Below are 25,886 nucleotides of genomic sequence, written 5' to 3'. Positions count from 1 at the left end.
TGTGTGAGCGCCGCTGTTTAGGCAGCGCCGGAAGCCCCGTCAATCAGGTCACGTATTTCTTCAGGAACGCCACGGTGCGGCTCCATGCCAGGTCGGCGGCGGCCTTGTTGTAGCGGGCCGCGTTGGTGTCGTTGTTGAAGGCGTGGTTCACGCCGTCATACATATAGATTTCATAGGTCTTGCCATTGGCCTTCAGCGCCGCCTCGAAGGCGGGAATGCCGGCATCGATGCGCTCGTCGAGCCCGGCATAGTGGAGCAGCAGGGGCGCCTTGATCTTCGGCACGTCCTCCGCCTTGGGCTGCATGCCGTAATAGGCGACACCGGCCTTGAGCGAGGGATCAGCCACCGCCAGCGCGTTCACCTGGCCGCCGCCCCAGCAGAAGCCGACAGCGCCGGTTGGCTTGCCCGTGGCGGCCAGCACTTTCCGCGACATGTCCGTCACGTCTTCGGCCTTCAGCGTGCCGATCATGTCGCGCGCCTTGTCGGCATCCTCCGGCGTGCCGCCAAGGCCCGACAGGTAATCGGGAGCAAAAGTCCAGAAGCCTTCCAGCGCCATGCGCCGCGCCACGTCCTTGATATGGGCGTTGAGGCCGCGGTTCTCGTGGATGACGATCACCGCCGCCGTGGCCTTGCCGTCCACAGGTTCGGCCACATAGCCGTTGATGCCCACCACCTGCAAGCCGGTCTTGAGGCGCGCGTCGCCCTCAGGCACCGTTTCGGCCTGCGCATAATTGTTTTCGAGCAGCGACAGGATGGGGAGCGCCGCCGCCGTGCTGCCCGCCATGCCAGCCAGTTTTTCCATGAAATCACGGCGATTCATCCCGCCATGCGTGAAGCGATCGAAGAGATCGATGAACTTTTGTTCCATGGACGTTCTCCCTGTCGTGACCTAAATCAAGAGACTGATGCTGATTCATGACGAAACATGGGCCGCGGTTCCGTCGGCGGCGCTGGCGGGTGTTACGCTGGCCACCGGCGGCGGCACGCTGAGCGCTGCCGAGGGCCTATCGCTTATGGCCAGCCGCCCGCATCTCGTCTGCCACATCGGCTTCATGGCGGAACGGCTGGGTGTCGTCTCCGGTTCCCCGCGCGCCCTCATTCGCACGGCGAAGGAGCAGAAGCATTTCGATGTGGCAGAGTTGTTCGCCTTCGTCTGCCCGGCGCGTTTCGCCACGCCCACCCCGCAGGGCCTCGCGCGCTCGCTGGCGCTTGACCCGGCAGACAGCGATACGGACACGCTGCGCCTGATCGCCGAAGACCTGCTGGCCCGCCTTGCCAACAAGCATTACCCGCTGATCCGCGAGGCGGCGGAAACGGCCACCTTCCTCGCCCGCGCAAACTGGCCATGGGCCAGGCCTGTGATGCAGGCGCTGATCAAGGCCAACCCCAGGCTCGACATCGGCAGCTTCGCCACCGGCCTCAATGTGTGGGACCGGCTCGAGGACTGGGACGATGATGGCGGCAGGCCGCCGGGCCGGCAGGAGCCCGTCACGGCGGATGAGGCGCAGGCCTTCCTCGCCGATATCCTTGGCCGCGAGTCCGAGCGGCGCAGCGCGCAGATGGATTATGCCGGGGCCGCCACGCACGCCTTCGTGCCCCGCCAGCGCAAGGAGGAGAACGCCATCCTGCTGGCCGAGGCGGGCACGGGGCTGGGCAAGACGCTGGGCTATCTCTCCGCCGCGTGGCTGTGGGCCAGGCGCAACAACGCGCCGGTCTGGGTTTCGACCTACACCAAGAATTTGCAGCGCCAGCTCGATCAGGAGACGGCGCGCCTCGTGCCCGATCCCGATGAGCGGCGCAGCCGCATCGTCATCCGCAAGGGGCGCGAAAATTATGTGTGCCTTCTCAACATGCAGGAGGTATTCGGCCGCTTCACCTCAGCCAATCCGCGTGCGGCACTTCTCGCCGGGCTGATTGCCCGCTGGGCGCGGTTTACGCGCGATGGCGACATGGTGGGCGGCGATTTTCCATCCTGGCTGCTGTCATTGTTCAGCGAAATGGGCGGAGACGCCGACGGGCGCTCCATTTCACCCGGCTCTCTGGGCCTCACCGACCGGCGCGGCGAATGCATCTATGCGGCCTGCCCGCACTACCGCAAATGCTTCATCGAGCGCTCGGCGCGGGCCGGGCGCAAGGCCGATATCGTCATCGCCAATCACGCACTGGTGCTGCATCAGGCCGCCGTCGATCATGCGCTGGGCGTCGCCGCGACATCGGAAGAGGAAGCGGCCCCCGGCGGCATAAGGCGCATTGTCTTCGATGAGGGACACCAGCTTTTCGATGCCGCCGACTCGGCCTTCTCCGGCCATCTGACAGCACTCGAGACGGCGGAACTGCGGCGCTGGCTCAGAGGCCCCGAAAGCGAGCGGCGGCGGGGCCGCGGCCTTGCAGAGAGGATCGGCGATCTCGTTTCTGACAGCGAAGATGGCGAGCGGCTGCTCGACCATGTGCTGCGCGCCGCCCTCACCCTGCCCGGCCCCGGCTGGACGCGCCGTGTGCAGGCGGGCGTTCCCGAAGGCGCAACCGAACATTTCCTGAACCTGGTTCGCCAGCAGGTTCTGGCGCGCGCCGAGCAGAGCGGCGGCAACACCATGGAAACCGATTGCCTGCCGCTCGTCGATCATCTCGCGCAGGCGGCGGGCGATCTGGCGGCGGCGCTGATCGATCTCAAGAAGCCGATGGCGCTGCTCGCCGCGCTTCTGGCGAAGAAGCTCGATGCCGAGGCGGAAGAGCTTTCCACCTATGACCGGGGCCGCATCGAAGCGGTGTCGCGCTCGCTCCGGCGGCGCGGCGAATTGATGGTGGGCGGCTGGATCGACATGCTGTCGCGCCTCCTCGAAGACCGGAATCCGCTGTTCATCGAATGGTTCGCGGTGGAACAGGCCTTCGGGCGCGAGTCCGACGTAGGCCTTCATTCGCACTGGGTCGATCCCACGGAGCCTCTGGCGCTGGCGGTGCTGAAACCCGCCGATGGCATCATCGTCACCTCGGCCACGCTGAAGGACCGCCCGCCGGAAATCCCCGACGACTGGACGAATGCGGAAATGCGCACCGGGGCCGTGCATCTGCCCTATCCCGTCACGCGCATCAGCTGGGAGTCGCCCTTCGACTATGGGGCAATCAGCCGCGTCATCGTCGTCAATGATGTCAACCGCGAGGACCTCGATCAGGTGGCCGCCGCCTACCGCGAATTGTTCATCGCCTCGGGCGGCGGGGCGCTGGGCCTGTTCACGGCGATTTCGCGCCTGCGCGGCGTGCACAAGCGCATCCTGGCGCCGCTCGCGCAAAAGGGCCTGCCGCTCTATGCCCAGCATGTCGATCCGATGGACACCGGCACGCTGGTCGACATGTTCCGCGCCGAGCGTGATGCCTGTTTGCTCGGCACCGATGCGGTGCGGGACGGCGTGGACGTGCCGGGCGATTCCTTGCGCCTCATCGTGCTCGACCGGGTGCCGTGGGGCACGCCCACCATCCTCGAACGCGCCCGGCGCGAGGCGTTCGGCGGCAATGCCTATACCGACATGGTGGTGCGCCTGCGCCTCAGGCAGGCGTTCGGGCGGTTGATCCGCCGCAGCGGCGACCGCGGCTGCTTCGTCGTCCTCGACCCAAGGCTCGCCACCCGCTTCCGCACCGCCTTCCCGCAAGGCGTCTCCCTCGACCGCATGGGGCTGGTGGATGCGATCGACGCGGTGAAGGGGTTTGTGGTAAATGGCCGACAACCCAAGTGAATTGCAGCAGACCGGAGACGAAGAATGAAAAAACTTTTGACGGTCCTTGTATTTTTCTTGCTAGGTTACAACAACGCCATGGCAAAATTTGTCAATAATTTTGAAGAATGGCAGAAGAGAAATCATGAATCTCAAACACTATACGCGATGGGTTTGTACGACGGACAAGCTGTCCCAAATGAACTTGATAAAAACGCTGTGGCAGAAGCCAATGGCCTGGATGAATGTGCTCGCGGCCTAAAGCTGACGGGAGAGTTTGTTGCTAGTGCAATCACCGGATTCTATGAAGCACATCCCGAGGTTCAAGCGCGCTCGGCAATGTTTGTATTCCGCAATCAAATCGAAGGCGTTTTATGCGTGACTTATATAAATTCTGAGCGCGTGAAATTTGGATTGGCGCCGTGGCCAATTGGTGGCCCATAGACAATATCGATTTACTACAAGACCCCTTATCTATCTTTTGCTCTGCGTTCTAACACCTGTCATTCCGGCGTACGCCGGAAGCCAGACTTTCCGCCAGCAAACTTGTTGAACGATGGATCCCGGCATCCGCCGGGATGACAGGTGTGGGCAGTCTCATCTTCAATCCAACAGCGGTTATGATAAGCACAGCCTTGCCAATCACCAACACCGCACGCCATCAGACCAAACACCGTTGGCTTCAATGTCGGCGTTGTAAGCATCAATAGCTTTGCGGCTTTGCGCGAGCCATAACTCGGCCGCTTCTTTGGAAACTGGATGAGCCGCAGAAGAGGAGCGGCAGGCATCCCTGCGCTGCCCACCACTTGCGGACGAATCAATGCGTATGAACTTTTCCGCTTCCATGCGCCAAGACTATGCACAAGATGACGTCCAAGAACAGATGCACTCCCCATCTGGACATCCCCGCCCCACTCGTCTAGCCACGGGCGCGACAGGAGAGGTTCATGCCAGGCACGATCAGCACCGAGCAGGCGCTCATTTACATCATGGTCACCATGTCGGGGGTCGAGGGGCGCATCAACCAGATCGAGTTGGCGGAGATCGGCCATATCGTGAAGCACCTGCCGGCCTTCCGCCACTTCGACCAGACGCGCCTCACCACCGTGGCGCAGGAGGCGGGCGAAATCCTGCAGGAGCCGGAAGGCTTCACCGCCATTCTGGGGCTCGTGGCCGAGGCGCTGCCGCCCAAGCTCCGCGAAACGGCCTATGCGCTGGCCGTCGAAGTGGCGGCGTCCGATCTCGCGGTGGGCAAGGAGGAGTTGCGCTTCCTCGCCATCCTCAGGGATAGGCTGAAACTCGACAAGCTCGTCACCTCGGCGATCGAGCGTTCGGCCATCGCGCGCTATCAGGCGGTCTGAAACAGCCGCCGTTCAATCGCGTTCATGCGGCTCCAGAAGGTCAGGCCGCGGGTGATGAGAAAGATTTCCAGCGCCGCCCACAGGCCGTGATTGCCGAAGGGCCGCTCCAGCAGCGCCCAGGCCGCGAGATAAACCGCCACCGAGACGATCATCATGTTACGCATGTCGCGCGTCGCCAGGGCGCCCGTGAAGATGCCGTCGAACTGGAAGCAGACGGCGCCGAGGAAGGGCGTCAACGCCGCCCATCCCAGATAGTGCCGCGCCGTCTCGCGCACTTCGGGCGACACCGTCATCATATCGATCAGCGGCGGTCCTGCAAACCAGATCAGCAGCGACAGCACCGCGCCCGTCACCACCGCCCAGAGTGACGTCAGCCACACAGCGGCGCGATAGCGGGTCAGGTCGCGCGCGCCCGCCGCCTGCCCCACCAGCGCCTCCGACGCATAGGCGAAGCCGTCGATCAGGAAGGCCGCCACCTCGAAGAAATTCATCAGCACCGCATTGGCGGCGATGATGAGATCGCCGGCGCGCGCGCCACGCGCGGTGAACCACACGAAGGCGAAGACCACGCAAAGCGAGCGGATCATCACGTCGCCATTCATCGCCATGGTGCGCCAGATGCGCGCGCGGTCGAAAATGCGTGCCCAGTCGAAATGGCCGGAGAACTGGCGGAGCAGCCGCACGGCCAATGCCAGCGCCAAGAGGGCCGAGAGGATTTCCGCCAGCAATGCTGCCAGCCCCACGCCATCGCTCGTCATGCCGAGGCCCAGAACGAAGGCGGCGCTCAGCGCCATGTTGACGAGGTTGAGAAAGAGCTGCACCAGAAAGGCGAGCTTCGCCTTCGCCTGGCCGATGAACCAGCCGATCACGCAATAATTGGCGAAGGCGAAGGGCGCTGACCAGATGCGCAGGTTGAAATAGGCCTCGCCATGGCTTCTCACCTCCGGCGAGCCGCCCATCAGCGGAAAGGCGATGGCGCGGATCAAGGGGGAGAGCGCGATCAGCAGCAGCCCCGCCACGGCGGCAATCATCAGTGCACGGATCAGCACCGCCACCAGTTCGCCCGTGTCGCCCGCTCCCACCGCCTGCGCCGAAAGCCCGCCGGTTGACAGCCTCAGGAAACCGAAGCCCCAGAAGATGAAGGAGAAGATCAGTGAACCAACGGCAATCGCCCCTATATAGAAGGGGTCCGGAAGCTGCCCGATGATGGCGGTGTTCACCACGCCGATCAGCGGCTCCGAGACATTGGAGAGCATGATGGGAACGGCAATGGCCAGCACGGAACGGTGGCTTAAGGCTGCGGGAGCGGGCATGGCCGGGCTCTGTTGCGTGTTGGCGCAGGCCAAGTCAAGCTTCGCCGCATGATCCTGCCAAAGACATTTCAGGACTGGTTCGCGTCACGCGGCTGGACGCCCCGCCCGCACCAGCTTGCCATGCTCGATCATGCGGCGCGGAACCAGAGCGCGCTGCTGATTTCCCCCACCGGCGGCGGCAAGACGCTGGCCGGTTTTCTGCCGAGCCTCGTGGAACTCGCGCAATCGCCCACGCGCGGGCAAGGAATCCACACGCTCTATGTCTCGCCCCTGAAGGCGCTGGCGGTTGACATCGCGCGCAATCTCGAAGCGCCGGTGGCCGAAATGGGCCTTCCAATCTCGATTGAAACCCGCACCGGCGATACGCCCCATTCCAAGCGCCAGCGGCAGCGGCAGAAGCCGCCCGATATTCTCATAACAACGCCAGAGCAACTGTCGCTGCTCGTCTCCGATCCGGGTGCTGCGCATATGCTGGCGTCACTCCGCTGCGTGATCCTCGATGAGCTTCATTCGCTCGTCACCTCGAAGCGCGGCGTACTGCTGTCCCTCGCACTGACGCGCGTTCAAACCCATGCGCCGCAGGCCCGCCGTGTCGGCCTCTCCGCTACGGTGGCCGATCCCGATGCGCTCCGGGCGTGGCTTGTTCCCACCGGCGCGCCGCCGGCACCGCTTGTGATGGGCAAGCCCGGCGCTCCGCCCAATATCCGCATCCTGCAATCCGTCGAGCGCGTGCCATGGGCCGGGCATTCCTCGCTCTACGCGATCCCCGAAATCTATGCCGAGATCGGCAAGGCGGGGATGACGCTGGTGTTCGTGAACACCCGCTCGCAGGCGGAAGCGGTGTTCCAGGCACTGTGGGAGGCGAATGAGGATCATCTGCCCATCGCCCTTCACCATGGCTCCCTCGATGTGGCGCAGCGGCGCAAGGTTGAGGCGGCGATGGCCGAGGGCAAGCTCCGCGCCGTCGTCTGCACATCCACGCTTGATCTCGGCATTGACTGGGGCGACGTCGATCTCGTCATCCATGTCGGCGCGCCCAAGGGGTCGAGCCGCCTGCTGCAGCGCATCGGCCGCTCCAACCACCGGCTGGACGAGCCGAGCGAGGCGCTGATGGTGCCCTCCAACCGCTTCGAGGTGCTGGAATGCGAGGCGGCGCGCCATGCCGCGCGCGCCAATGCGCAGGACACGGAATATCCGAGCGTGAAGAAGCTTGATGTGCTGGCCCAGCATATCCTTGGCCGTGCCGTGGCGGGGCCGTTTCATCCCGATGAGCTGTTCGCGGAAGTCACCAGCGCCTGGACCTATCGCAACCTCACACGCGACATGTTCGATCAGGCCGTCGATTATGTGTCAACCGGCGGCTATGCGCTCCGCGCCTATGAGCGTTATGCGAAGCTGAAACCCCAGCCCGACGGCACGCTCAGGATCGCCCATCCGCGCCTGGCGCAGGCCTATCGCATGAATGCCGGCACCATCGTCGAGGCGGAGATGCTGAAAGTCCGCATCGCTTCAGTGAAGCGCAGGCTGGGGAAGCGCGTGGTCACCGGCGGCCGTGTGCTGGGCGAACTTGAAGAATGGTTCCTCACCCAGCTTTCGATTGGCGACACCTTCCTGTTCTCGGGCGAAATCCTGCGCTTCGAGGGGCTTGATGAATTCGGCGCACTGGCCAGCCGCAGCAATGCCTCGGAACCGATGATCCCCTCCTATCAGGGCGGCAAGTTTCCGCTCTCCACCTATCTCGCCGAGCGGGTGCGCGAAATGATCGCCGACCCAAAGGCATGGGGATCGCTGCCGCAGCAGGTGCAGGACTGGCTGAGCCTGCAACGCTTCAAATCGGTGGTTCCCGATGCTGAGCAGATGCTGGTTGAGACGTTCCCGCGCGCCAGCAAACATTACATGGTGCTTTATCCGTTCGAAGGCCGCCTCGCGCACCAGACGCTGGGCATGCTGCTGACGCGCCGGCTTGAACGCTGGGGCGCGCAGCCGCTTGGCTTCGTCGCCTCCGAATACGCACTCGTCGTGTGGATGGTGCGCGACGTGTCGCTGATGATCGAAAGCGGCAGGATTTCACTGGCGCGGCTTTTCGACGAGGACATGCTGGGCGACGATCTCGAAGCCTGGCTTGCCGAATCAAACCTGATGAAGCGCACCTTCCGCAACGCCGCCATCATCGGCGGGCTGATCGAGCGCAACATGCCGGGCAAGGAAAAGACGGGGCGGCAGGTCACGATGAACACCGATCTGATCTATGATGTGCTGCGCTCGCACCAGCCCGATCACATCCTGCTCCGCGCCGCCTGGGATGATGCGGCGGACGGGCTGATCGACATTCACCGGCTGGGCGGGCTGCTCAAGCGCATCCGCGGCAAGATCATCCACCGGGCGCTCGAGATGGTGTCGCCGCTCTCGGTGCCGGTGATGCTTGAGATCGGCCGCGAATCTATCTACGGCGAGGCCCATGATGCCCTTCTCGCCGAAGCCGCGGATGCCCTCATCGACGAGGCCATGCGGCTTGTCTAGGTCTCACCGCATCACCCTGTCGGGGCTCGATTTCATTCCCGATCTGTCGGGCGCGCTTTATGCGCCGGAGTTCCGCACGCTGCTGGTGGCTGATCTTCATCTCGAAAAAGGTTCAAGCCTGGCGCGGCGCGGCGTGCATCTGCCGCCCTATGACACGCGCGAGTCGCTGAAGCAGCTTCTGGCCGTCATTGCCCTTGTGAAGCCGGAGCGGCTGGTTTTTCTCGGCGACAGCTTCCATGACGGCAAGGCGCGCGAGCGGATTTCGGCGGATGACCTCGCAACGCTGCGCGCCATCACGCAAAGCCATGCCACCATCTGGATCACCGGCAATCATGATCCCGCACCTCCCGCCGACATTGGCGGCGTGATCGCGAGCGAGATCGCCCTTGGCCCCGTCACGCTCCGCCATGAACCGCGCGCGCTGGCCCAGGATGAAAATGAAATTGCCGGACACCTTCATCCGGCGGCGGCCATCGCCCAGCGCGGCATGCGCATCCGCTGCCGCTGCTTTATCGCCAATGGCCGGCGCATCGTCATGCCAGCCTTCGGCAGCTACACGGGCGCCCTCAGCGTGCTGGCCGAACCCTTCGCTCAGCTTTTCGATGAGTATGAGGTGTGGATGATCGGCGGCAGGGCCATCCACCGCTTTCCCTCGCACAAGGTCAGATAAGCGGCACCAGCATCGCCAGCAGCGAAATCACGGCACCCGCCGACAGGATGGCGCGGAGCGTGCCGAACCAGCGCGGCAGCTGCCCGCTGTCAGCACTTTTCACATCCCACATCGCCTGCAGCATAAATCCGGCGATGAGCAGACCCACGCCCATCAGGGGCTGAGGCAGAAGAATGGCGAGCCAACCCGCAAGGGCGGGAATGATGCTGACAAAAAAATCCTGCGTGCGGCCATCGCCCAGCGCCTTGCCCCAGCGGATGCCGCCGAGGAACGACAGCACCACCGCGCCATAGGCAATGCCGCCGCGAATGCCCTGACCCTGCGCGAGGCCGCCTAGCGGCATCCATTGCGAGAGAGCGGCGGCGAGAAAAGGCAACACACCGGCGAGGCCGAGAACAAGCGGCAGCGCCGGAATGCGGCTGTTCCCGCTCACATCAGCCAGCCTTGGCCTCCATGGCGGCGATCAGGTCGGGGTTGATATCGCCCGTTACCTTGAGGCCCGACTGCAACTGGAAGAGGCGCACGGCAGCCGCCGTGCGGGCGCCCATCTGGCCATCGGGTGTGCCGACATTATAGCCGAGCTTCGAGAGAAGCTGCTGGGCCTTGAGGATCGGTGTGGCCTCCGACGAGGCGGAAGCGGAGGGCGGCTCCTCCTGCATGGGGGCCGAGGCTTCGGCGCTCCATGCCGGATTGTTGACGGCCACCACATTGGCAAAGTCAACCGAGACATCCGGCGCCCACGCGGCGATGCGCGCGGTCATCTTCTGCATCGCGCCAGGGTCCATCTTCTTGGCAAGCTCGGCGGCGCGGTTGGCGGCGTCGGTGTCGCCCTGCTTGGCGGCCTGCATATACCAGAAATAGGCTTCGCCCGTGTCGATGCCGGTTCCCAATCCCCGCTCATAAAGTACGGCGAGATTGAACTGGCTGTCCTTCAGGCCGCGCTTGGCGGCTTCCGAAAACCAGCGGAAGGCCTTGTCGAAGTTTGGCGTTCCCGCATCACTGCCCGAGGCAATCACGGCGGCGTTGTGCATCGACTTCACGTTTCCGGCCGCCGCTGCCTGCTCATACCATTTGAGCGCCAGCACCGCATCCTGCGCCACGCCTTTGCCGCGCTCATAAAGCGTGGCGACGCGATAGGCCGAAGGGGCGAGGCCCTGCTCGGCTGATTTCTGATACCAGTAGGCGGCCGAGGCATAGTCCTGCGCAACCGTGTTGCCATCCATGAACCGGGTGGCGACGACAAATTCCGCCACGGGGTCGCCCGCGTTCGCAGCATCGCGCAGCGCCTGATTCCCGATCTCGGCAGGGAGTTGCTTTACCGGTGCTGCCGCCTGCGACGTATCCGCCACGAGCGAAGCCACGGAGGCGCTGTTGGCCTTGGTGGGCAGCGATGCCGTGACCAGCGCATCGGAGACGTTCAACCCGTCCTTCGCATCGTTCGTAGCCACCGTCACGGCAGCGGGAGCCACAACCGTGTCGGTCACAACCGGCGTATTCAGCGCAATGGGGGCGGCCAGCGGTGCCGGCGTTTCAACCGACGTGGTTTGCTTCGGCGTCGGTTGCGATTTCAGCAGCTTCTGCCCGACGAAGAGCGAGGCCGAAACGACGAGCAGCGCGGCAATCGCCGCATAGACCAGCTTGCGGCGCATCGCCTCTTTTGAAGCAGGGGCCGGCTTGATGGGCGGAACGGGCTTTGGCGCGTCCGGAGCGGCATCAGCCTTTAGCTTGGCCGCGCCAATCTTCGAGGCCTTGAGAAAAGGAACCTTGAGGCTCAATCCTTTCAATCCACGCGGCTTCAGTGTCTTGCGGTTTTCCGCCGTGATGGCCGGGGTTTTTTCGAGCGCCGCCTGATGGGCGCGGCGGGCCAGGGCAAGATAATCAACTTCGCCATCCAGCAGGGATGGCTGGGTAAAATCAGGCTCGGGGGCCTTAGGCAGTTCGGCTGCCGCAGCCGGGGAATCGGCGGCAAAGGGCATCACGGGTTCGGGCGCGGGCGGAACCGGATCAAACACCGGCGCACTGGCGTGGACCTGCTCCGGTTCGGGCGCGGCCCATACGGGTTCCGCGGGGGCTGTCTGCATCATGCTCATCGCAAGCTGGTGGCCTGCGGCTGACGTTTCGAGTTCGGCCAGCTTGGCGACGATCTGCTCCAGCGTCTCATGCACAGCCGAGAGCGTGTCCTGGCTGCGCTGGTCGGAGGCTGCCGCACTTTCACGCACGGCGCGGAGGCCTTCTTCGAGGGCCGCCATCTCGGGGGTTGGGCCGTCCATGGTGTGTTCACGCGAACCGAGGAATCGCTCGGCCACGCGGCTGGCGGCGTCTTCCGCTGCTTCCCGAGCGGCGGTCTTGCTCTGCTCGACACTCTCGAAGAGCTGGCTGATCGAGCGTTCGATGGTGGCAAGATGGCCAAGCTGCTGCTCGCTACGGCCGATCCTGTCATTCACCGCTTCAAGCTGCTGCTCGAACGCCGCCAGCGCATCGGGGTTGCCGGTATGGATCTCGGCCTCCGACAGGCGGTGATCGAGTTCGGCAATGCGCCGCTCGAGGTCGCCGAACTGCGGCATCGAGCGGTTCGACTGCTGCACCTGCTCAAGCCGCTGCGCCACGTCGCCGATGCGGCGGTCCATGTCGGCCAGCGGACGCAGGTCAGGGCCTTGCGCCACGCGCGCCGAAAGCTGTTCCACCGCGAGGCTCAGGGCCTGCACGTCGCTGTCGCTGGCCACGCCCGCCTGCTGGTCGTCGATGCGCTGATGAATGTTGCCGATCTCGGCCCGAAGGCGCTGCAGTTCGGCGGGCGGCGGCTGGTTGGCGAAGGAGGCCTGCGCATCCTTCAGCAGCGAAAGGACGCGCGTTTCGAGATCGTGGAGATCGCGTTGCGCCATCGCGGTGGCGGATGAACGCGCGTCCTCGGCCCAGTTGCGCGAGTCCTCTCGCAGCGATTCCATGCGATGGGCGAGGCCGTCGAGTTCGCGGCGCACGATGTCCGGCAGGCCCTGGTTCTGCGCTGCCTGTTCGGAGCGCTGCATCCTGTCCGCCAGGCCGGCGAGGCGGCTTTCCAGGCTGGCGATGACCGGCGTCGATTGCAGCACGTCTTCACTCATCGCATTGGCGGTGCGCTGCGCCAGGCTGCTCAGCTTGTCCTGCATCGCCTGAAGCTGGGCGTGAACGCCCGTCTCGCTCTGCTCGATATGCGAGACGACGTTGCGGATGGCGCTTTCAAGCGCCGGAAAGCCCGGCACATCCTCGGGGCGTTCAAACGCCCTGGGGCGGGCGGTGACGGCAATCTGGCGGCCCAGCACGGAAAGGCGCTCGTTCACTGCGGTGAAGGCTTCGACCGCCTGGCGTTCGTTGTTTTCAACGCGGGTCAGGATGCGGTTCATCGCCTCGCGGTCGCCGCCGCGCTCCTGCGGCTCGAACGAACCGATGGTGGCGGCTTCCTGGTCGCGGCGGGCCAGGCGGCTCAGCTGCTGGGCAATGTCTTCGAGGCGCATGGTCGTATCGTCCGTGACGGCCCGGTCGGCCTTTGGGGCGGTGGCGGAAATTTCTTCGCGCACGCCCTGTTTTGGAGCTTCTTCACCTGCACCCGCGGCTTCCGACTGGTCGAGAATCATCGTGTTCAGCCATTCGCCAAGCGTCATGCCGGAGCGTTTCGCCGCGTCCTTGGCTGCCTCGCGCACTTCCGGCTCGATGCCCTTCACGCTCCATGGAATGCCCGGTTTCATTGTGTTTCTTCCGTCCCCTGCATCAGCGCTGCCCAGGTTCCCGAAGAGTGGGAACGCGGAAAGCCTGCTGGATTTCCCTGTGCAAAAGTTAACGGGTTTGGTAAAGATTTGGTTAAGCGGTTGATCCGTGGGCGCGAATCGCCGTCCGGAATTCCTTCGGAAGCCTCCCCGACACGGATAAACCATAGTTTGAAGCGAAGCGTTGCGGCGGATTGCTGAAGCTGATGCTAAGGCGTATTGAACATTTTCAGCAAATTTGAAAAGACCTGCGAGGCTGGAGACACAAATGGCGACACCCGAAACCAAGGATCGCAGCAACCGCGACCGCACCTATTCGATCACCGAACTCTGCCGCGAGTTCGACGTGACGCCGCGCACGCTGCGCTTCTACGAGCAGAAGGGCCTGCTTCATCCCGCCCGCCGCGGCTGGACGCGCCTGTTCAGCTACCGCGACCGCGCCCGCCTGCAGCTCATCCTGCGCGGCAAGAAGGTCGGTTTTGCGCTGGAAGAGATCAAGGAGATGCTCGATCTCTACAATCTCCGCGACGGCCAGCTCACCCAGCTTCGCATCGCCTCCACCAAGATGCGCGAACGGCTTGAGGCCCTGCGCAAGCAGCGGGTTGAGCTTGAAGACGCGATCGCCGATCTCGAACGCACCGTCGTCGTCGTGGACGGCATGCTCAAGGAGCGCGAGGCGGCAATCCCCAAGGCTGCCGCAGCAGGCTGAGCGCCGGCAACCCTTGCAGTTTCAGCGCGTCCGGGTGAAACCTCGCCGGGCGCGTTTTCTTTTGGAATATCCTCGATGTCTCTCCTCGCCTATCTCGGCAATGATCTCGACCGTTCCGCCAACCAGCGGAGCGACGAGGCGTGGCTGAACGAACGCCGCATCACCGCCACCTCTCGCCTGGTGCGCCTGAAGGGCGACAGCGTGCTGATCGTCGAGGAAAGCATCTCGGTCAGCGGCATGGTGGAGGCGCCCGAGGCGGTTTATTTGGGCCGCGACGGCAGTGATGTTCACTGGTTCGCCGCGCCGGGCATCGAGGAAGGCCCCTACCGTGATCTTCGCGGGCTCACCTCCGAAGGCACGGTGCCTGACCGCGAACTTGGCATTCTCGCCCATGCGCGTTCATTGCTGCACTGGCACAGCCGCCACCGCTTCTGCTCCAATTGCGGGTCGCCCACCGAGATGCGCGATGCGGGCTACCGCCGCCATTGCCCCTCCTGCGGCAGCGATCATTTTCCGCGCACCGATCCGGTGGTCATCATGGTGGCGCGGCATGAGGGCAGGCTGCTGCTGGGCCGGCAATCAAGTTGGGCGCCGGGCATGTATTCGGCGCTTGCCGGTTTCATGGAGCCGGGAGAGACCATCGAGAACGCGGCGCGCCGCGAGGTGTTCGAGGAGTCAGGCATCCAGGTGGGGCAGATCAGCTATGTGGCAAGCCAGCCCTGGCCGTTTCCGGCCAATCTGATGATCGGGCTCATCGGCGAAGCGCTGACCAGCGACATCGTCATCGACAAAAAAGAGCTGGAAGACGCACGCTGGTTTTCAGCCGATGACATTCGCGCCATGCTGGCGGGCACGCATCCGCAAGGCTTCACGGCGTCACGGCCCACGGCCATCGCCCACCATCTCATCCAGGCGGCGCTTCAGCCCGGCTGAGGCACCATCCGCTGCTTCAGTTCGGCACGGAAGGGGCTCGCCTTGTAAACGCCCAGCACGCGGAGATGGGTAGTGAAGAACTCCAGCTCCTCCAGCGCCAGCCTGACATTCCTCTCCGACGGATGGCCTTCGATGTCGGCATAGAACTGCGTGGCCGAGAACTGGCCCTCGAGCTGATAGGACTCGAGCTTGGTCATGTTCACGCCATTGGTGGCGAAGCCGCCCATCGCCTTGTAGAGCGCGGCGGGTACGTTCCGTACACGGAAGACAAAGCTGGTCACCACCGGCTGATCCTCGGGCTCGGCGTCATGCGGCGTAGACGAGAGCACGACGAAGCGCGTGGTGTTGTGGGTTTCGTCCTCGATATTCTCCCGTGCGATTTCGAGGCCGTAAATCTCGCCCGCCAGTTTCGTGGCGATGGCGGCGCGGGCGGAATCGCGCAGTTCCGACAATTCGCGCGCCGCACCCGCCGTATCGGCGGCGACGATGGGCCTGATCTTCAGTTCACGGATCACCTTGCGGCACTGGCCCAGCGCGTGCACGTGGCTGTGCACGGAGGTGACGCGGGCGAGATCGGCCCCCGGCACGATCAGCAACTGATGATGCACGGGCAGGAAGTGCTCGCCCACGATATAAAGATTGGCGCGCGGCAGCAGATGGTGGATGTCGGCTACGCGGCCCGCCACCGTATTGTCGATGGGAATCATCGCCAGTTCGGCAGCGCCCTCGGCCACCGCCTGGAAGGCGTCCTCGAAGGTGTGGCAGGCCATCGGCTCGTGGCCTGGATAGGCTTCGATGCAGGCGATATGCGAGTTGGCGCCCGGTTCGCCCTGGTAGGAAATTTTCGGCTTTGCGGTCATGGCGTCTTCTTCAGCATCTGGCGGGCCATTTCAAGTTCGGCGGGCGTGTCGACGCCCAGCGGCACGGTTTCCACCCGCACGGCGACGATCCGCATGCCGTCATCGAGTGCGCGCATCTGTTCCAGCTTGCGTTCGGATTCACGCGGGCTCACGGGCAGGCTCACGAAGCGTTCCAGCACATCGCGGCGATAGGCATAGACGCCGATGTGATGCCAGTAAGGCGGCTGATGCTCCGGACCAACCTTCCGCACGAAATCGCGCGCGAAGGCCACCTCGCGGTCATCCGAAAGCGGTGCGATGGCCTTGACGATATTGGGGTTCGCCACATCGGCATCGTTTTCGATCCGCGCCGCGATGGTTGAGATGTCGGCCTGTTCATTGCCAAGGCCCGCCAGGCAGCGCTGTACCGAAAGCCCATCGATGGTCGGAAGGTCGCCCTGCAGGTTCACCACATATTGAAAGCGCTTCTGCGGGTCGCGCAGCGCCAGGGCCTCGGCGATCCGGTCGGAGCCCGAGGGGAGTGACGGATCGGTGGCGATGGCATCGCCGCCATGGGCGCGGATGGTCTGGGCGATCTCGTTTTCCGCCGCCGCCACCAGCACCTGCCCGATATTCGCTTCCATCGCCCGTTTCCACACATGGACGATCATCGGCAGGCCGTTGATATCCGCCAGGGGCTTTCCGGGAAGCCTGACCGAAGCCATCCGCGCCGGAATGACGACGATGGTATTATGCTGTTCTATCATGGGTTTGGACCGGGGCGCGGCAAATTGTTCAGGCTGTCTTATACGTATTGCGGCGGCGCGGAGAAACAATTACTTTCCGCGCCCAGACTGGCGGCACCAAAGGATACGGCCCATTCCATGAACAGCTTTGAATTCAACAAGATTGCCGGCGCAGTGCTTGGAACCGCGCTTCTGGTGTTCGGACTCAAGGCTCTGGCCGGTATCGTCTACCATTCCGATATTCCGGAGAAGCCGGGCTTCAAGATCGACGTGACGGAGGCCAGCACCGGCGGCGCATCGGGCGGCGACAAGCAGCCTGCCGTGTCGCTGGGAACGCTTCTGGCGGCCGCCGATCCCAAGAAGGGCGAGGCTGTTTCCAAGCAGTGCCACGCCTGCCACAGCCTCGACAAGGGCGGGCCCAACCTTACCGGGCCTGATCTCTGGGGCGTGGTCGGACGCAAGCACGCCAGCCATGAGGGTTTCGAATATTCCGCCGCCATGAAGGCCCATGCCGCCGACGCCTGGACCTATCAGGCCCTGTTCGACTTCCTGAAGAAGCCCGCCGCCGCCATTCCCGGCACCAAGATGACCTTCGGCGGCATCCCCAAGGATACCGACCGCGCCAACCTTCTGGCCTATCTGAAAACCCTGTCGGATGCGCCGGTGGATTTCCCGGCCCCGTAATCGCCGCAAATCTCGCGAAGATTTAACACCGGCAGGCTTCTGTCGGTGTTTTCTTTTGTGCCGCGATCTGTGTAACTGAACACAAACCTTTTCCGGAGACATGCCCTTTCATGCCCCTGACGCGCCGCTCGCTGCTCAAACTCGCAGGCCTCGCCCCCTCAGCCAAACTCATCGGCATCCAGCTTGCCCACGCCGAAGACCGGCAATTCCAGCATGCGCTCACCTTGTTCAGCGACGTCAAGTATGGCCCGGACTTCAAGCATTTCGATTATGTAAATCCGCTGGCGCCGAAGATCGGGCGCGTGCGTTTCGGCATCATCGGCTCTTTCGACAATCTCAATCCCTACACCTACAAGGGCGAAACGGCGGGCGCCGCCAGCAACGACACGCTCACCTCCTCCTCGCTTGATGAGCCCGCCACCAAATACGGCCTCGTCGCCGAAAGCATGTGGCATCCGCAGGACCGCTCGCTGGTGGTCTACCGGCTGAGGCCCGAAGCGCGCTTCCACGATGGCGTGGCGATGACCCCCGATGACGTGATCTGGAGCCTTGAGGCGCTGCGCGCCGCGCATCCGTTTTACAATGCCTACTACAAGAACATCGCCAGGGCCGAGCAGACGGGCGAGCGCGAGGTGACCTTCACCTTCTCGGAAGCCGGGAACCGGGAACTGCCCTCGATTACCGGCGACCTGCCGGTGCTTCCCAAGCACTGGTGGACGGGAACGGACGCCAAGGGCAAGCCGCGTAACATTCAGGAAACTTCGCTGGAGGTGCCGCTCGCCTCCGGCAGCTACAAGGCGGTTGAAGTCAAGCCCGGCGTATCCTTCAAGCTCAAGCGCGTGCCCGATTACTGGGGCAGGGATCTGCCGGTGAACGTGGGCACCGACAATTTCGACGAGATCGAATATGTCTATTTCCGCGATGCCAATGTGGCCTTCGAGGCCTTCAAGGGCGACCAGTATGACTGGCAGCTTGAAATCAAGCTCCAAGGCGTGGGCCACGCAGTATAATTTCCCCGCCATCACCAAGGGCCGGGTCATCAAGGAACAGATCGCCACGAAGAATGTCGAGGGCATGCAGTGCTGGTGTCTCAACTTGAGGCGCGACAAGTTCAAGGACCAGCGCGTCCGCCGCGCCTTCAACCTGGCCTTCGATTTTGAATGGTCGAACGCCAATCTGTTTTTCGGCCAGTACACGCGCTCGCGCAGTTTCTTCAACAAATCCGACATGGAGGCGCAGGGCCTTCCCGATGCGGAAGAGCTTGCAACCCTCGAACCATTGCGCGGCAAGATTCCCGATGCCGTTTTCGCCACGCCTTACGCCAATCCGGTGAATGCCACGCCGCAGGACCGGCGGAAGAATCTGCGCGAGGCCGCGAAGCTGCTGCAGGATGCGGGGTGGATGGTCACCCAGTCCGGCGCCCAGTCCAGCCTGCAAAACACCAAGGGCGAAAAGTTCGAGGTTGAATTTCTGCTTGATTCGCCGCTGTTCGAGCGCATTGCGCTGCCCTATCAGCAGCAGTTGCAACTGCTTGGCATCAGCGCCACCATCAAGACGCCGGACAGCGCGCAATATGAGCGCCGCATGCAGAATTTCGATTTCGACATTGCGGTGGCCAAATGGGCGCAGTCGCAATCGCCGGGCAATGAGCAGCGCGATTTCTGGGGCAGCGCGGCGGCAGCCCGCGATGGCAGCCGCAACTATGCCGGCATCGCCGATCCCGCCATTGACCAGATCATCGAGAAGATCGTTTTCGCGCCTGACAGGCCGAAGCTCGTCGCCGCCTGCAAGGCACTGGACCGCGTGCTGATGGCCAATGAGTTCGTGGTGCCCATGTGGTTCCTCGCCGCCAGCCGCATCGCCCGCTGGGACCGCTTCTCCTATCAGTCCATTCCCGATTTCAGCCTGGGCTTCCCCTCCACCTGGTGGTGGGACGAGGAAAAGGCAAAGGCCGTGGCCGCCAGGGCATGAAGCTCTTTTCCGCCTTCGCCGCACTCGCGCTCTCCGCCACGCTCGCCCATGCGCAGCCTGCCCATGGCCTCTCGGTGTTCGGCGATCTCAAATACCCGCCTGATTTCACGCATTTCGATTATGTGAATCCGGACGCGCCGAAAGGCGGAAAGATGTCGCTCATCGGCATCGTCGCCATCGACACGTTCGACAGCTTCAACGGCTACATTCTCAAAGGCGATGCCGTTCAGGGCTATGAGCTGATGTTCGACAGCCTGATGGCGCGCGCCATGGATGAGCCCGATGCCGTCTATGGACTCGTTGCCAAAACAGCCGACCTTTCGCCCGATCACACCACGCTCACCTTCACGCTGAGGCCGGAGGCGCGCTTCGCCGATGGTACGGCGCTCACATCAGCCGATGTCTGCGACAGTTTCCGCCTGCTCTCGACGCTGGGGCATGAGCGCATCCGCCTCACCATCCGCGAGGTCAAATCCTGCGATGCGCCCGATCCCGAAACGGTGCGCTACAGTCTTGCGGCCAACGCGCCGCGCGATCTTCCGGTCACTGTGGCGCAACTCCCCATCTTCTCGAAGGCCTATTACGCCACCCATGATTTCAGCAAGCAGACGCTGGACCCGCCGCTGGGCTCCGGCCCCTACCAAATAAAATCCTTCCGGCCCGGCGAATACGCAACTTATGGGCGGCGCGCCGATTACTGGGCCAAGGATTTGCCCGTCAACCGGGGCCGCTTCAATTTCGACGAACTCCGCTATGATTATTTCCGCGACCGCACAGCAGCGTTCGAGGCGCTGAAATCGGGCGTCATCGATCTCCGCGAGGAATATACCTCGCGCGACTGGGCCACGGCCTATGATTTTCCGGCGGTGAAGGATGGCCGCGTCATCCGCGAGGAATTGCCCGATGAAACGCCTTCGGGCGCGCAGGGCTTTTTCTTCAATCTCAGGCGGCCGCAGTTTCAGGATATCCGCGTGCGGCAGGCCTTCAATCTCGCCTTCGATTTCGAATGGGAGAATGCCAATCTCTTCTACAATTCCTACACCCGCACCGCGAGCTTCTTCGAGGAATCGGACCTGAAAGCCGAAGGCCTGCCCTCGCCCGAAGAATTGAAACTGCTGGAACCGATGAAAGCCGAGTTGCGCCCGGAGGTCTTCGGCCCCGCCATCATGCCGCCGGTCAGCGATGGCTCGGGGCAGGACCGCAAGCTGCTGCGGCAGGCGGCGAAACTTCTCGGCGACGCGGGCTGGACAGCCGATGGCGGCCTGCTCAAAAACGCCCAGGGCCAGACGCTCGATGCCGAATTCCTGATCGACGCGCCGGTCTATGAGCGCCTGCTCGGACCCTACATCAAGAACCTCCGGCTCATCGGCGTCAACGCGACGCTGCGCACGGTTGATGAGGCGCAATACCAGCGCCGCCACGACCAGTTCGATTATGACATCATCTCCAGCCGTTTCTCGATGGGCAATACGCCGGGCTCGGAGCTGCGGATTTACTTTGGCAGCGCGTCGGCCAAATCGCCGGGGAGCTACAACATGTCGGGCGTCGCCAGCCCCGCCATCGACGCGCTGATCGAGGATGCGGTGACAGCGCCCACGCGTGACGCCCTCAACACCGCAGGCCGTGCGCTCGACCGCGTGCTGCGCGCCGAACAGTTCTGGGTGCCCAACTGGTACAAGCCGACGATCTGGGTGGCGCATTGGGATGTCTTCAGCCGCCCCGCCGTCAAACCCAAATATGATCGTGGAATCACCGATACCTGGTGATATGACCCTGTAAAAGCCCAGCGAATCAACCGCGAGAACTGACCCTTCAGATGGGCGCCTATATCCTCAAACGCCTGCTGCTGATGATCCCGACGCTGTTCGGCATCATGCTGATGACCTTCGCCGTCATCCAGTTCGTGCCGGGCGGCCCGGTGGAGCAGGTGATCGCCAGGATGCAGGGCAACAATGCCGACTCGCTGTCGCGCATTAACGGCAATTCAGGCAATGAAGCGGGCGGCACGCAGGACCAGACGTTCAACAATAGCGCCGGCAGCGGCGGGGCTGTCAAATATCAGGGCGCGCAGGGGCTCGATCCCGAATTCATCAAGTCGCTGGAAAAGCAGTTCGGCTTCGACAAGCCGCCATCCGAGCGCTTCCTGCTGATGATGAAGAACTATCTCACCTTCAATTTCGGCGACAGCTATTTCCGCGACCGCAGCGTCGTCAGCCTGATGATCGAGAAGATGCCGGTGTCGATCTCGCTCGGCCTGTGGGTCACCATCGTGCAATATCTGATTTCCATTCCGCTCGGCATCCGCAAGGCCGTGAAGGATGGCGGCAGCTTCGACATCTGGACCTCCGCGGTCGTCACCGTGGGCTATGCCATCCCCAGCTTCATCTTCGCCATCATGCTGATCGTGCTGTTCGCGGGCGGCAGCTATTATTCGATCTTCCCGCTGCGTGGGCTTACGTCGGATAATTTCAGCCAGCTCGATTTTATCGGCAAGATCAAGGACTATGCCTGGCATCTGGTGCTGCCGCTGGCCGCCATCGGCATCGGCAGCTTCGCCACCACCACGCTCCTCACCAAGAATTTCTTTCTCGATGAAATCCGCAAGCAATATGTTGTCACGGCGCGCGCCAAGGGCCTCACCGAGCGGCAGGTGCTTTATGGCCATGTCTTCCGCAATGCCATGCTGCTGGTGATCGCCGGATTCCCGGCCGCCTTCCTCGGCGCCTTCTTCGCCAGTTCGCTGTTGATCGAGCAGGTCTTCTCGCTCGATGGGCTGGGCTATCTCTTCTACAAGGCGGCGCTCGACCGCGACTATCCCATCATCTTCGCCAATCTTTATATTTTCACGCTCGTCGGCCTCGTCGTGAATCTCATTTCCGATCTCACCTACACGTGGATCGATCCGCGCATCGATTTCGAAAGCCGGGACGTCTAGGGGCATGCAGCTTTCGCCCCTCAACCGCCGCCGCTGGGATCTCTTCAAGGCCAATCGCCGGGGCTTCTGGTCATTCACGATCTTTCTCGTGCTGTTCATCGTATCGTTGTTCGCGCCGGTGATCGCCAATGACCATCCGATCCTCGCCTCCTACAAGGGCGAGCTACTATTCCCCACCTTCCGCGATTATCCCGAATCCAAGTTCGGCGGCTTTCTGGCCATCACCGATTTCCGCGATCCCGTGAACCAGGAAGAGATCGAAGCCAATGGCTGGATTCTCTGGCCGCCGATCCGCTACTCCTACAACACCGTCAACACCGAGATTCCAAGCCCGGCGCCGTCGCCGCCCGCCTTTTCGCTCACCCGCGATCAGGCCTGCGCCAAATATCCGCTCGGCGCGAAAGACCCCAACTGCGTGGCCGGCAACATGAACTGGCTCGGCACCGACGATCAGGGTCGCGATGTGGTGGCTCGGGTGATCTATGGCTTCCGCATCTCCGTCGCCTTCGGCCTCATCCTCACGCTGCTCTCCTCGATCATCGGCATGGCGGCGGGCGCTGTGCAGGGTTATTTCGGCGGCTGGACCGACCTGCTGTTCCAGCGCTTCCTCGATATCTGGACATCGATGCCGACGCTTTACCTGCTCATCATCCTGGGGGCCGTCATCACGCCCACTTTCTGGATTCTGTTGGGCGTGCTGGTGCTGTTCTCGTGGACGGGGCTGGTGGGACTGGTGCGCGCCGAATTCCTCCGGGCCCGGAATTTCGAATATGTGCGGGCGGCCAAGGCGCTGGGGCTTTCCAATGCCAGGATCATCTTCAAGCATCTGCTGCCCAATGCCATCGTGTCCACCATCACCTTCATGCCCTTCATTCTTTCGGGGTCGGTCACCACGCTTACCTCGCTCGATTATCTGGGCTTCGGCCTTCCCGCAGGCTCTGCGTCGCTGGGCGAGCTGATCGCCCAGGGCAAGAACAATCTGCAGGCGCCATGGCTGGGCATCACCGGCTTCTTCGTCATCTCCATCATGATGTCGCTTCTCGTCTTCTCCGGCGAAGCGGTGCGCGATGCGCTTGATCCGCGAAAGACCTTCACATGAGCGAGGAGCTGCTGGCCGTCAAAGACCTCTCGGTGGCCTTCCGCAATGGCCAAGCCACCTCGCTGGTCGTCGATCATGTCTCATTTTCCGTCAACAAGGGCGAGACGCTGGCGCTGGTGGGCGAATCGGGTTCCGGCAAATCCGTCTCCGCCCTCTCCATTCTCAAACTGCTGCCCTACCCTTCGGCGTCTCACCCTTCAGGCTCGATCCTGTTCAGGGGCCGGGATCTCCTGACCGCCAGGGAAGACGAGTTGTGCGCCGTGCGCGGCAACAAGATTTCGATGATCTTCCAGGAGCCGATGACCTCGCTCAATCCGCTCCACACCGTGCTGCACCAGATCAGCGAGGTGCTGAAGCTGCACAAGGGCTTGCGCGAGCAGGCGGCGCGCGCCCGCACCATCGAGCTTCTCGGCAAGGTGGGCATCCGCGATCCCGAGACGCGGCTTCTCGATTATCCGCACCAGCTTTCGGGCGGCCAGCGCCAGCGCGTGATGATCGCCATGGCGCTCGCCAATGATCCGGACCTGCTCATCGCCGACGAGCCGACCACGGCGCTCGATGTCACCGTGCAGGCGCAGATTCTCAAGCTGCTGAAAGACCTGCAGTCCGAGAACGGCATGGCGCTGCTGCTCATCACCCATGATCTCGGCATCGTGCGCCACATGGCCGATACGGTGGCTGTCATGAAGAAGGGCCGCATCGTGGAACAGGGCGAGGCCAAGGCCATCTTCGCCAACCCGCAAGACCCTTACACGCGCATGCTGCTCTCGGCAGAGCCCAAGGGCCTGCCGCCGCCTGCTGATCTTTCGGCGCCGGTTGTCATGGAAACCAAAGGCCTCAAGGTGTGGTTTCCCATCAGGCGCGGCTTCATGCGAAAGACGGTGGGTTACATCAAGGCGGTAGATGGCATCGACGCCGTGGTGCGCGCCGGGCAGACGCTGGGCGTGGTGGGCGAATCCGGTTCCGGCAAGACGACGCTCGGCCTTGCCATGCTGCGGCTCATTTCCTCCAAAGGCCCCATCCTCTATCTTGGCAAGCCCATCGACGGTTTCAATTCGCGCATGATGCGGCCCTTGCGCAAGCACATCCAGATCGTCTTTCAGGATCCTTATGGGTCGCTGTCGCCGCGCCTCTCGATCCAGCAGATCGTCGAAGAAGGCCTGTCGGCGCAGGGCAAGACGCTCTCCTATGCCGAGCGGCGGCAGCGCGTCGCCGCTTCGCTTACCGAAGTGGGACTCGATCCGGAGGCCATGGACCGTTATCCGCATGAATTCTCCGGCGGCCAGCGGCAGCGCATCGCCATCGCCCGGGCGCTGGCGCTCGATCCCAAATTCATCATGCTGGATGAGCCGACCTCGGCGCTTGATATGTCGGTGCAGGCGCAGATCGTCGATCTGCTGCGCGGCCTGCAACAGAAGCATCATCTCGCCTTCCTGTTCATCAGCCATGATCTCCGCGTGGTGCGGGCTCTGGCCAATGAGGTGATCGTCATGCGCAATGGCGTGGCGGTGGAATCGGGGCCAACGGCTGAGGTGTTCTCCGAGCCCAAGACCGATTATACAAAGGCCCTCATCGCCGCCGCGCTCAATCTCAAGGCGGCGCCCGACACGCTCGTGAAGCAATAGCGGAACACCATGGCATTTCTTTTCATCACACCGACGTGGGATACGGCCACATGGGTGGCCTCGATGCGGAAGGCAGCACCAGCGCTTGATGTGCGGAACTGGCCCCAAGTGGGCAATCCCGCCGATGTCGCCTATACCGCCGCATGGCTGCCGCCGCCCGATGTCGTGAAGGGCCTGCCCAATCTCAAGGTCATTTTCTCGCTGGGGGCCGGTGTTGACGCGATTTTGAAAGATCCGACACTTCCCGCCGAAACGCCCATCGTGCGCGTCAACGATCCCGATCTTACCATGCGCATGACGGAATATATCGTGCTGCAGGTGCTGATCCATCACCGCCAGCAGCGCCGCATTGACGCGAACCAGCGGAAGAAAATCTGGGATTCCTTCCCCACCCATGCGGCCTCGGCCCTGAGCGTCGGCATCATGGGCATGGGCGTATTGGGGCAGGACGCGGCGGAGAAGCTGCGCGATCTCGGATTCAAGGTGGCGGGCTGGTCGCGTTCGCGCAAGACGGTGCGCGGCGTTGAGAGCTTCGCAGGCGCAGCAGAGCTCGATGCCTTCCTCGCCCGGACCGATGTGCTGGTGTCGCTGCTACCCGCAACACCCGATACGGACGGCGTCATCAACCGCGCCACGATCCGCAAGCTGTCGCGCAAGGGCCCGTTCGGCGCGCCCATTCTCATCAATGCCGGGCGCGGCCGCCAGCAGGTGGGCGAGGATATTCTCGCCAGCCTCGATGCGGGCGAACTTCACGCGGCGACGCTCGATGTGTTCGCCGTCGAGCCGCTGCCGCCCGACAGCCCGTTCTGGACGCACCCCAAAGTCACCGTCACCCCCCATTGCGCCGCCGACAGCGATCCCGACACCATCTGCGCCTATATCGCCCAGCAGATCGAACGATACGAGACAGGGCTGCCGCTGGAAAATCTGGTGGACAGGCTACGCGGGTATTGAAACCTTTACGTCTTCCCCCCGCGCCAGCGGGGGGAAGAAGGGGACCCGTCGCGTGAGCGATGGGGGAGAAGAGGGGCACC

At 63.2% G+C, this 25,886-nt stretch carries 22 protein-coding genes; 15 read left to right on the top strand and 7 right to left on the bottom strand.

What is annotated here, in order from left to right:
- Positions 1-43: 43 nt before the first annotated feature.
- The gene (locus tag QM694_RS16490) at positions 44-868 is read right to left on the bottom strand and encodes a dienelactone hydrolase family protein (protein ID WP_415008011.1); all 825 of its coding nucleotides are present in this window, start codon (positions 866-868) and stop codon (positions 44-46) included.
- 37 nt (positions 869-905) lie between these two features.
- Here QM694_RS16490 and QM694_RS16485 point away from each other — a divergent pair, with 37 nt between their 5' ends.
- Both QM694_RS16485 and QM694_RS16480 read left to right on the top strand, forming a co-directional pair.
- Entirely contained in the window at positions 906-3,728 is a 2,823-nt protein-coding gene (locus QM694_RS16485) for an ATP-dependent DNA helicase (RefSeq protein ID WP_415008010.1), read from the top strand.
- 24 nt (positions 3,729-3,752) lie between these two features.
- Entirely contained in the window at positions 3,753-4,151 is a 399-nt protein-coding gene (locus QM694_RS16480) for a hypothetical protein (protein ID WP_415008009.1), read from the top strand.
- A gap of 198 nt (positions 4,152-4,349) precedes the next feature.
- Here the strand turns inward: QM694_RS16480 and QM694_RS16475 are convergent, their stop codons facing one another.
- Positions 4,350-4,553, bottom strand: coding sequence for a type II toxin-antitoxin system CcdA family antitoxin (locus QM694_RS16475; RefSeq protein WP_415008008.1), 204 nt, complete (start codon positions 4,551-4,553; stop codon positions 4,350-4,352).
- Positions 4,554-4,654: 101 nt separating this feature from the next.
- Between QM694_RS16475 and QM694_RS16470 the strand changes: the two genes are divergently transcribed.
- Positions 4,655-5,068, top strand: a complete 414-nt coding sequence (locus tag QM694_RS16470; RefSeq protein WP_415008007.1) for a tellurite resistance TerB family protein — start codon at positions 4,655-4,657, stop codon at positions 5,066-5,068.
- Here QM694_RS16470 and QM694_RS16465 read toward each other — a convergent pair.
- Positions 5,056-6,381, bottom strand: a complete 1,326-nt coding sequence (locus QM694_RS16465; protein ID WP_415008006.1) for an MATE family efflux transporter — start codon at positions 6,379-6,381, stop codon at positions 5,056-5,058. The two genes, QM694_RS16470 and QM694_RS16465, sit on opposite strands and share 13 nt — an antisense overlap.
- 48 nt (positions 6,382-6,429) lie before the next feature.
- Here QM694_RS16465 and QM694_RS16460 point away from each other — a divergent pair, with 48 nt between their 5' ends.
- A complete protein-coding gene (locus QM694_RS16460) occupies positions 6,430-8,901 on the top strand; it encodes a ligase-associated DNA damage response DEXH box helicase (protein ID WP_415008005.1) in 2,472 nt (823 codons plus the stop codon).
- Positions 8,894-9,571 (top strand): ligase-associated DNA damage response endonuclease PdeM, encoded by a 678-nt coding sequence (gene pdeM / locus QM694_RS16455; protein ID WP_415008004.1) that lies wholly within the window; start codon positions 8,894-8,896, stop codon positions 9,569-9,571. The genes QM694_RS16460 and pdeM overlap by 8 nt, the downstream gene beginning before the upstream one ends.
- On the opposite strand, the gene QM694_RS16450 is transcribed toward pdeM, so the two are convergent.
- Together QM694_RS16450 and QM694_RS16445 are read right to left on the bottom strand one after the other, a co-directional pair.
- Positions 9,564-10,004: a DUF3429 domain-containing protein gene (locus QM694_RS16450; RefSeq protein ID WP_415008003.1), complete on the bottom strand. Its 441-nt coding sequence runs from the start codon at positions 10,002-10,004 to the stop codon at positions 9,564-9,566. The two genes, pdeM and QM694_RS16450, sit on opposite strands and share 8 nt — an antisense overlap.
- Before the next feature lies 1 nt (position 10,005).
- Positions 10,006-13,293, bottom strand: coding sequence for a peptidoglycan-binding protein (locus tag QM694_RS16445; RefSeq protein WP_415008002.1), 3,288 nt, complete (start codon positions 13,291-13,293; stop codon positions 10,006-10,008).
- 286 nt (positions 13,294-13,579) lie between these two features.
- Here QM694_RS16445 and QM694_RS16440 point away from each other — a divergent pair, with 286 nt between their 5' ends.
- A complete protein-coding gene (locus QM694_RS16440; protein WP_415008001.1) occupies positions 13,580-14,020 on the top strand; it encodes a MerR family transcriptional regulator in 441 nt (146 codons plus the stop codon).
- A gap of 75 nt (positions 14,021-14,095) precedes the next feature.
- Positions 14,096-14,953: an NAD(+) diphosphatase gene (gene nudC, locus QM694_RS16435; protein ID WP_415008000.1), complete on the top strand. Its 858-nt coding sequence runs from the start codon at positions 14,096-14,098 to the stop codon at positions 14,951-14,953.
- Here the strand turns inward: nudC and QM694_RS16430 are convergent.
- Both QM694_RS16430 and QM694_RS16425 read right to left on the bottom strand, forming a co-directional pair.
- The gene (locus tag QM694_RS16430) at positions 14,941-15,813 is read right to left on the bottom strand and encodes a prephenate dehydratase (protein WP_415007999.1); all 873 of its coding nucleotides are present in this window, start codon (positions 15,811-15,813) and stop codon (positions 14,941-14,943) included. The genes nudC and QM694_RS16430 overlap by 13 nt on opposite strands.
- Positions 15,810-16,559, bottom strand: coding sequence for a 3-deoxy-manno-octulosonate cytidylyltransferase (locus tag QM694_RS16425; RefSeq protein WP_415007998.1), 750 nt, complete (start codon positions 16,557-16,559; stop codon positions 15,810-15,812). The genes QM694_RS16430 and QM694_RS16425 overlap by 4 nt, the downstream gene beginning before the upstream one ends.
- A gap of 117 nt (positions 16,560-16,676) precedes the next feature.
- Here QM694_RS16425 and QM694_RS16420 point away from each other — a divergent pair, with 117 nt between their 5' ends.
- From QM694_RS16420 to QM694_RS16385, 8 genes are all read left to right on the top strand, one after another.
- Positions 16,677-17,222 carry a c-type cytochrome gene (locus tag QM694_RS16420; protein WP_415007997.1) on the top strand — a complete coding sequence of 182 codons (546 nt, stop codon included), beginning with the start codon at positions 16,677-16,679 and terminating at the stop codon, positions 17,220-17,222.
- Between the two features lie 110 nt (positions 17,223-17,332).
- Positions 17,333-18,232 (top strand): ABC transporter substrate-binding protein, encoded by a 900-nt coding sequence (locus QM694_RS16415; RefSeq protein WP_415007996.1) that lies wholly within the window; start codon positions 17,333-17,335, stop codon positions 18,230-18,232.
- Entirely contained in the window at positions 18,183-19,193 is a 1,011-nt protein-coding gene (locus QM694_RS16410; RefSeq protein ID WP_415007995.1) for an ABC transporter substrate-binding protein, read from the top strand. The genes QM694_RS16415 and QM694_RS16410 overlap by 50 nt, the downstream gene beginning before the upstream one ends.
- Positions 19,190-20,959 carry an extracellular solute-binding protein gene (locus QM694_RS16405; RefSeq protein WP_415007994.1) on the top strand — a complete coding sequence of 590 codons (1,770 nt, stop codon included), beginning with the start codon at positions 19,190-19,192 and terminating at the stop codon, positions 20,957-20,959. The genes QM694_RS16410 and QM694_RS16405 overlap by 4 nt, the downstream gene beginning before the upstream one ends.
- A 50-nt stretch (positions 20,960-21,009) precedes the next feature.
- Positions 21,010-22,128, top strand: coding sequence for a microcin C ABC transporter permease YejB (locus QM694_RS16400; RefSeq protein ID WP_415007993.1), 1,119 nt, complete (start codon positions 21,010-21,012; stop codon positions 22,126-22,128).
- A gap of 4 nt (positions 22,129-22,132) precedes the next feature.
- Entirely contained in the window at positions 22,133-23,227 is a 1,095-nt protein-coding gene (locus tag QM694_RS16395; RefSeq protein WP_415007992.1) for an ABC transporter permease, read from the top strand.
- Positions 23,224-24,852: an ABC transporter ATP-binding protein gene (locus QM694_RS16390; RefSeq protein WP_415007991.1), complete on the top strand. Its 1,629-nt coding sequence runs from the start codon at positions 23,224-23,226 to the stop codon at positions 24,850-24,852. The genes QM694_RS16395 and QM694_RS16390 overlap by 4 nt, the downstream gene beginning before the upstream one ends.
- 9 nt (positions 24,853-24,861) lie before the next feature.
- On the top strand, positions 24,862-25,806 hold the full coding sequence (locus QM694_RS16385; protein ID WP_415007990.1) for a 2-hydroxyacid dehydrogenase: 945 nt from the start codon (positions 24,862-24,864) through the stop codon (positions 25,804-25,806).
- Positions 25,807-25,886 lie beyond the last annotated feature (80 nt).

This window comes from Aestuariivirga sp. (assembly GCF_047602625.1).
GTDB lineage: Bacteria > Pseudomonadota > Alphaproteobacteria > Rhizobiales > Aestuariivirgaceae > Aestuariivirga.
Note: the sequence above shows the minus strand (reverse complement) of the source record. Positions and strands in the feature narration are given on the sequence as shown.

Coding starts and splice junctions, on each gene's coding strand:
- QM694_RS16490 (WP_415008011.1), bottom strand. CDS start 868: ATGGAACAAAAGTTCATCGATCTCTTCGATCGCTTCACGCATGGCGGG.
- QM694_RS16485 (WP_415008010.1), top strand. CDS start 906: ATGCTGATTCATGACGAAACATGGGCCGCGGTTCCGTCGGCGGCGCTG.
- QM694_RS16480 (WP_415008009.1), top strand. CDS start 3,753: ATGAAAAAACTTTTGACGGTCCTTGTATTTTTCTTGCTAGGTTACAAC.
- QM694_RS16475 (WP_415008008.1), bottom strand. CDS start 4,553: ATGGAAGCGGAAAAGTTCATACGCATTGATTCGTCCGCAAGTGGTGGG.
- QM694_RS16470 (WP_415008007.1), top strand. CDS start 4,655: ATGCCAGGCACGATCAGCACCGAGCAGGCGCTCATTTACATCATGGTC.
- QM694_RS16465 (WP_415008006.1), bottom strand. CDS start 6,381: ATGCCCGCTCCCGCAGCCTTAAGCCACCGTTCCGTGCTGGCCATTGCC.
- QM694_RS16460 (WP_415008005.1), top strand. CDS start 6,430: ATGATCCTGCCAAAGACATTTCAGGACTGGTTCGCGTCACGCGGCTGG.
- QM694_RS16445 (WP_415008002.1), bottom strand. CDS start 13,293: ATGAAACCGGGCATTCCATGGAGCGTGAAGGGCATCGAGCCGGAAGTG.
- QM694_RS16440 (WP_415008001.1), top strand. CDS start 13,580: ATGGCGACACCCGAAACCAAGGATCGCAGCAACCGCGACCGCACCTAT.
- nudC (WP_415008000.1), top strand. CDS start 14,096: ATGTCTCTCCTCGCCTATCTCGGCAATGATCTCGACCGTTCCGCCAAC.
- QM694_RS16430 (WP_415007999.1), bottom strand. CDS start 15,813: ATGACCGCAAAGCCGAAAATTTCCTACCAGGGCGAACCGGGCGCCAAC.
- QM694_RS16425 (WP_415007998.1), bottom strand. CDS start 16,559: ATGATAGAACAGCATAATACCATCGTCGTCATTCCGGCGCGGATGGCT.
- QM694_RS16420 (WP_415007997.1), top strand. CDS start 16,677: ATGAACAGCTTTGAATTCAACAAGATTGCCGGCGCAGTGCTTGGAACC.
- QM694_RS16415 (WP_415007996.1), top strand. CDS start 17,333: ATGCCCCTGACGCGCCGCTCGCTGCTCAAACTCGCAGGCCTCGCCCCC.
- QM694_RS16410 (WP_415007995.1), top strand. CDS start 18,183: ATGACTGGCAGCTTGAAATCAAGCTCCAAGGCGTGGGCCACGCAGTAT.
- QM694_RS16405 (WP_415007994.1), top strand. CDS start 19,190: ATGAAGCTCTTTTCCGCCTTCGCCGCACTCGCGCTCTCCGCCACGCTC.
- QM694_RS16400 (WP_415007993.1), top strand. CDS start 21,010: ATGGGCGCCTATATCCTCAAACGCCTGCTGCTGATGATCCCGACGCTG.
- QM694_RS16395 (WP_415007992.1), top strand. CDS start 22,133: ATGCAGCTTTCGCCCCTCAACCGCCGCCGCTGGGATCTCTTCAAGGCC.
- QM694_RS16390 (WP_415007991.1), top strand. CDS start 23,224: ATGAGCGAGGAGCTGCTGGCCGTCAAAGACCTCTCGGTGGCCTTCCGC.
- QM694_RS16385 (WP_415007990.1), top strand. CDS start 24,862: ATGGCATTTCTTTTCATCACACCGACGTGGGATACGGCCACATGGGTG.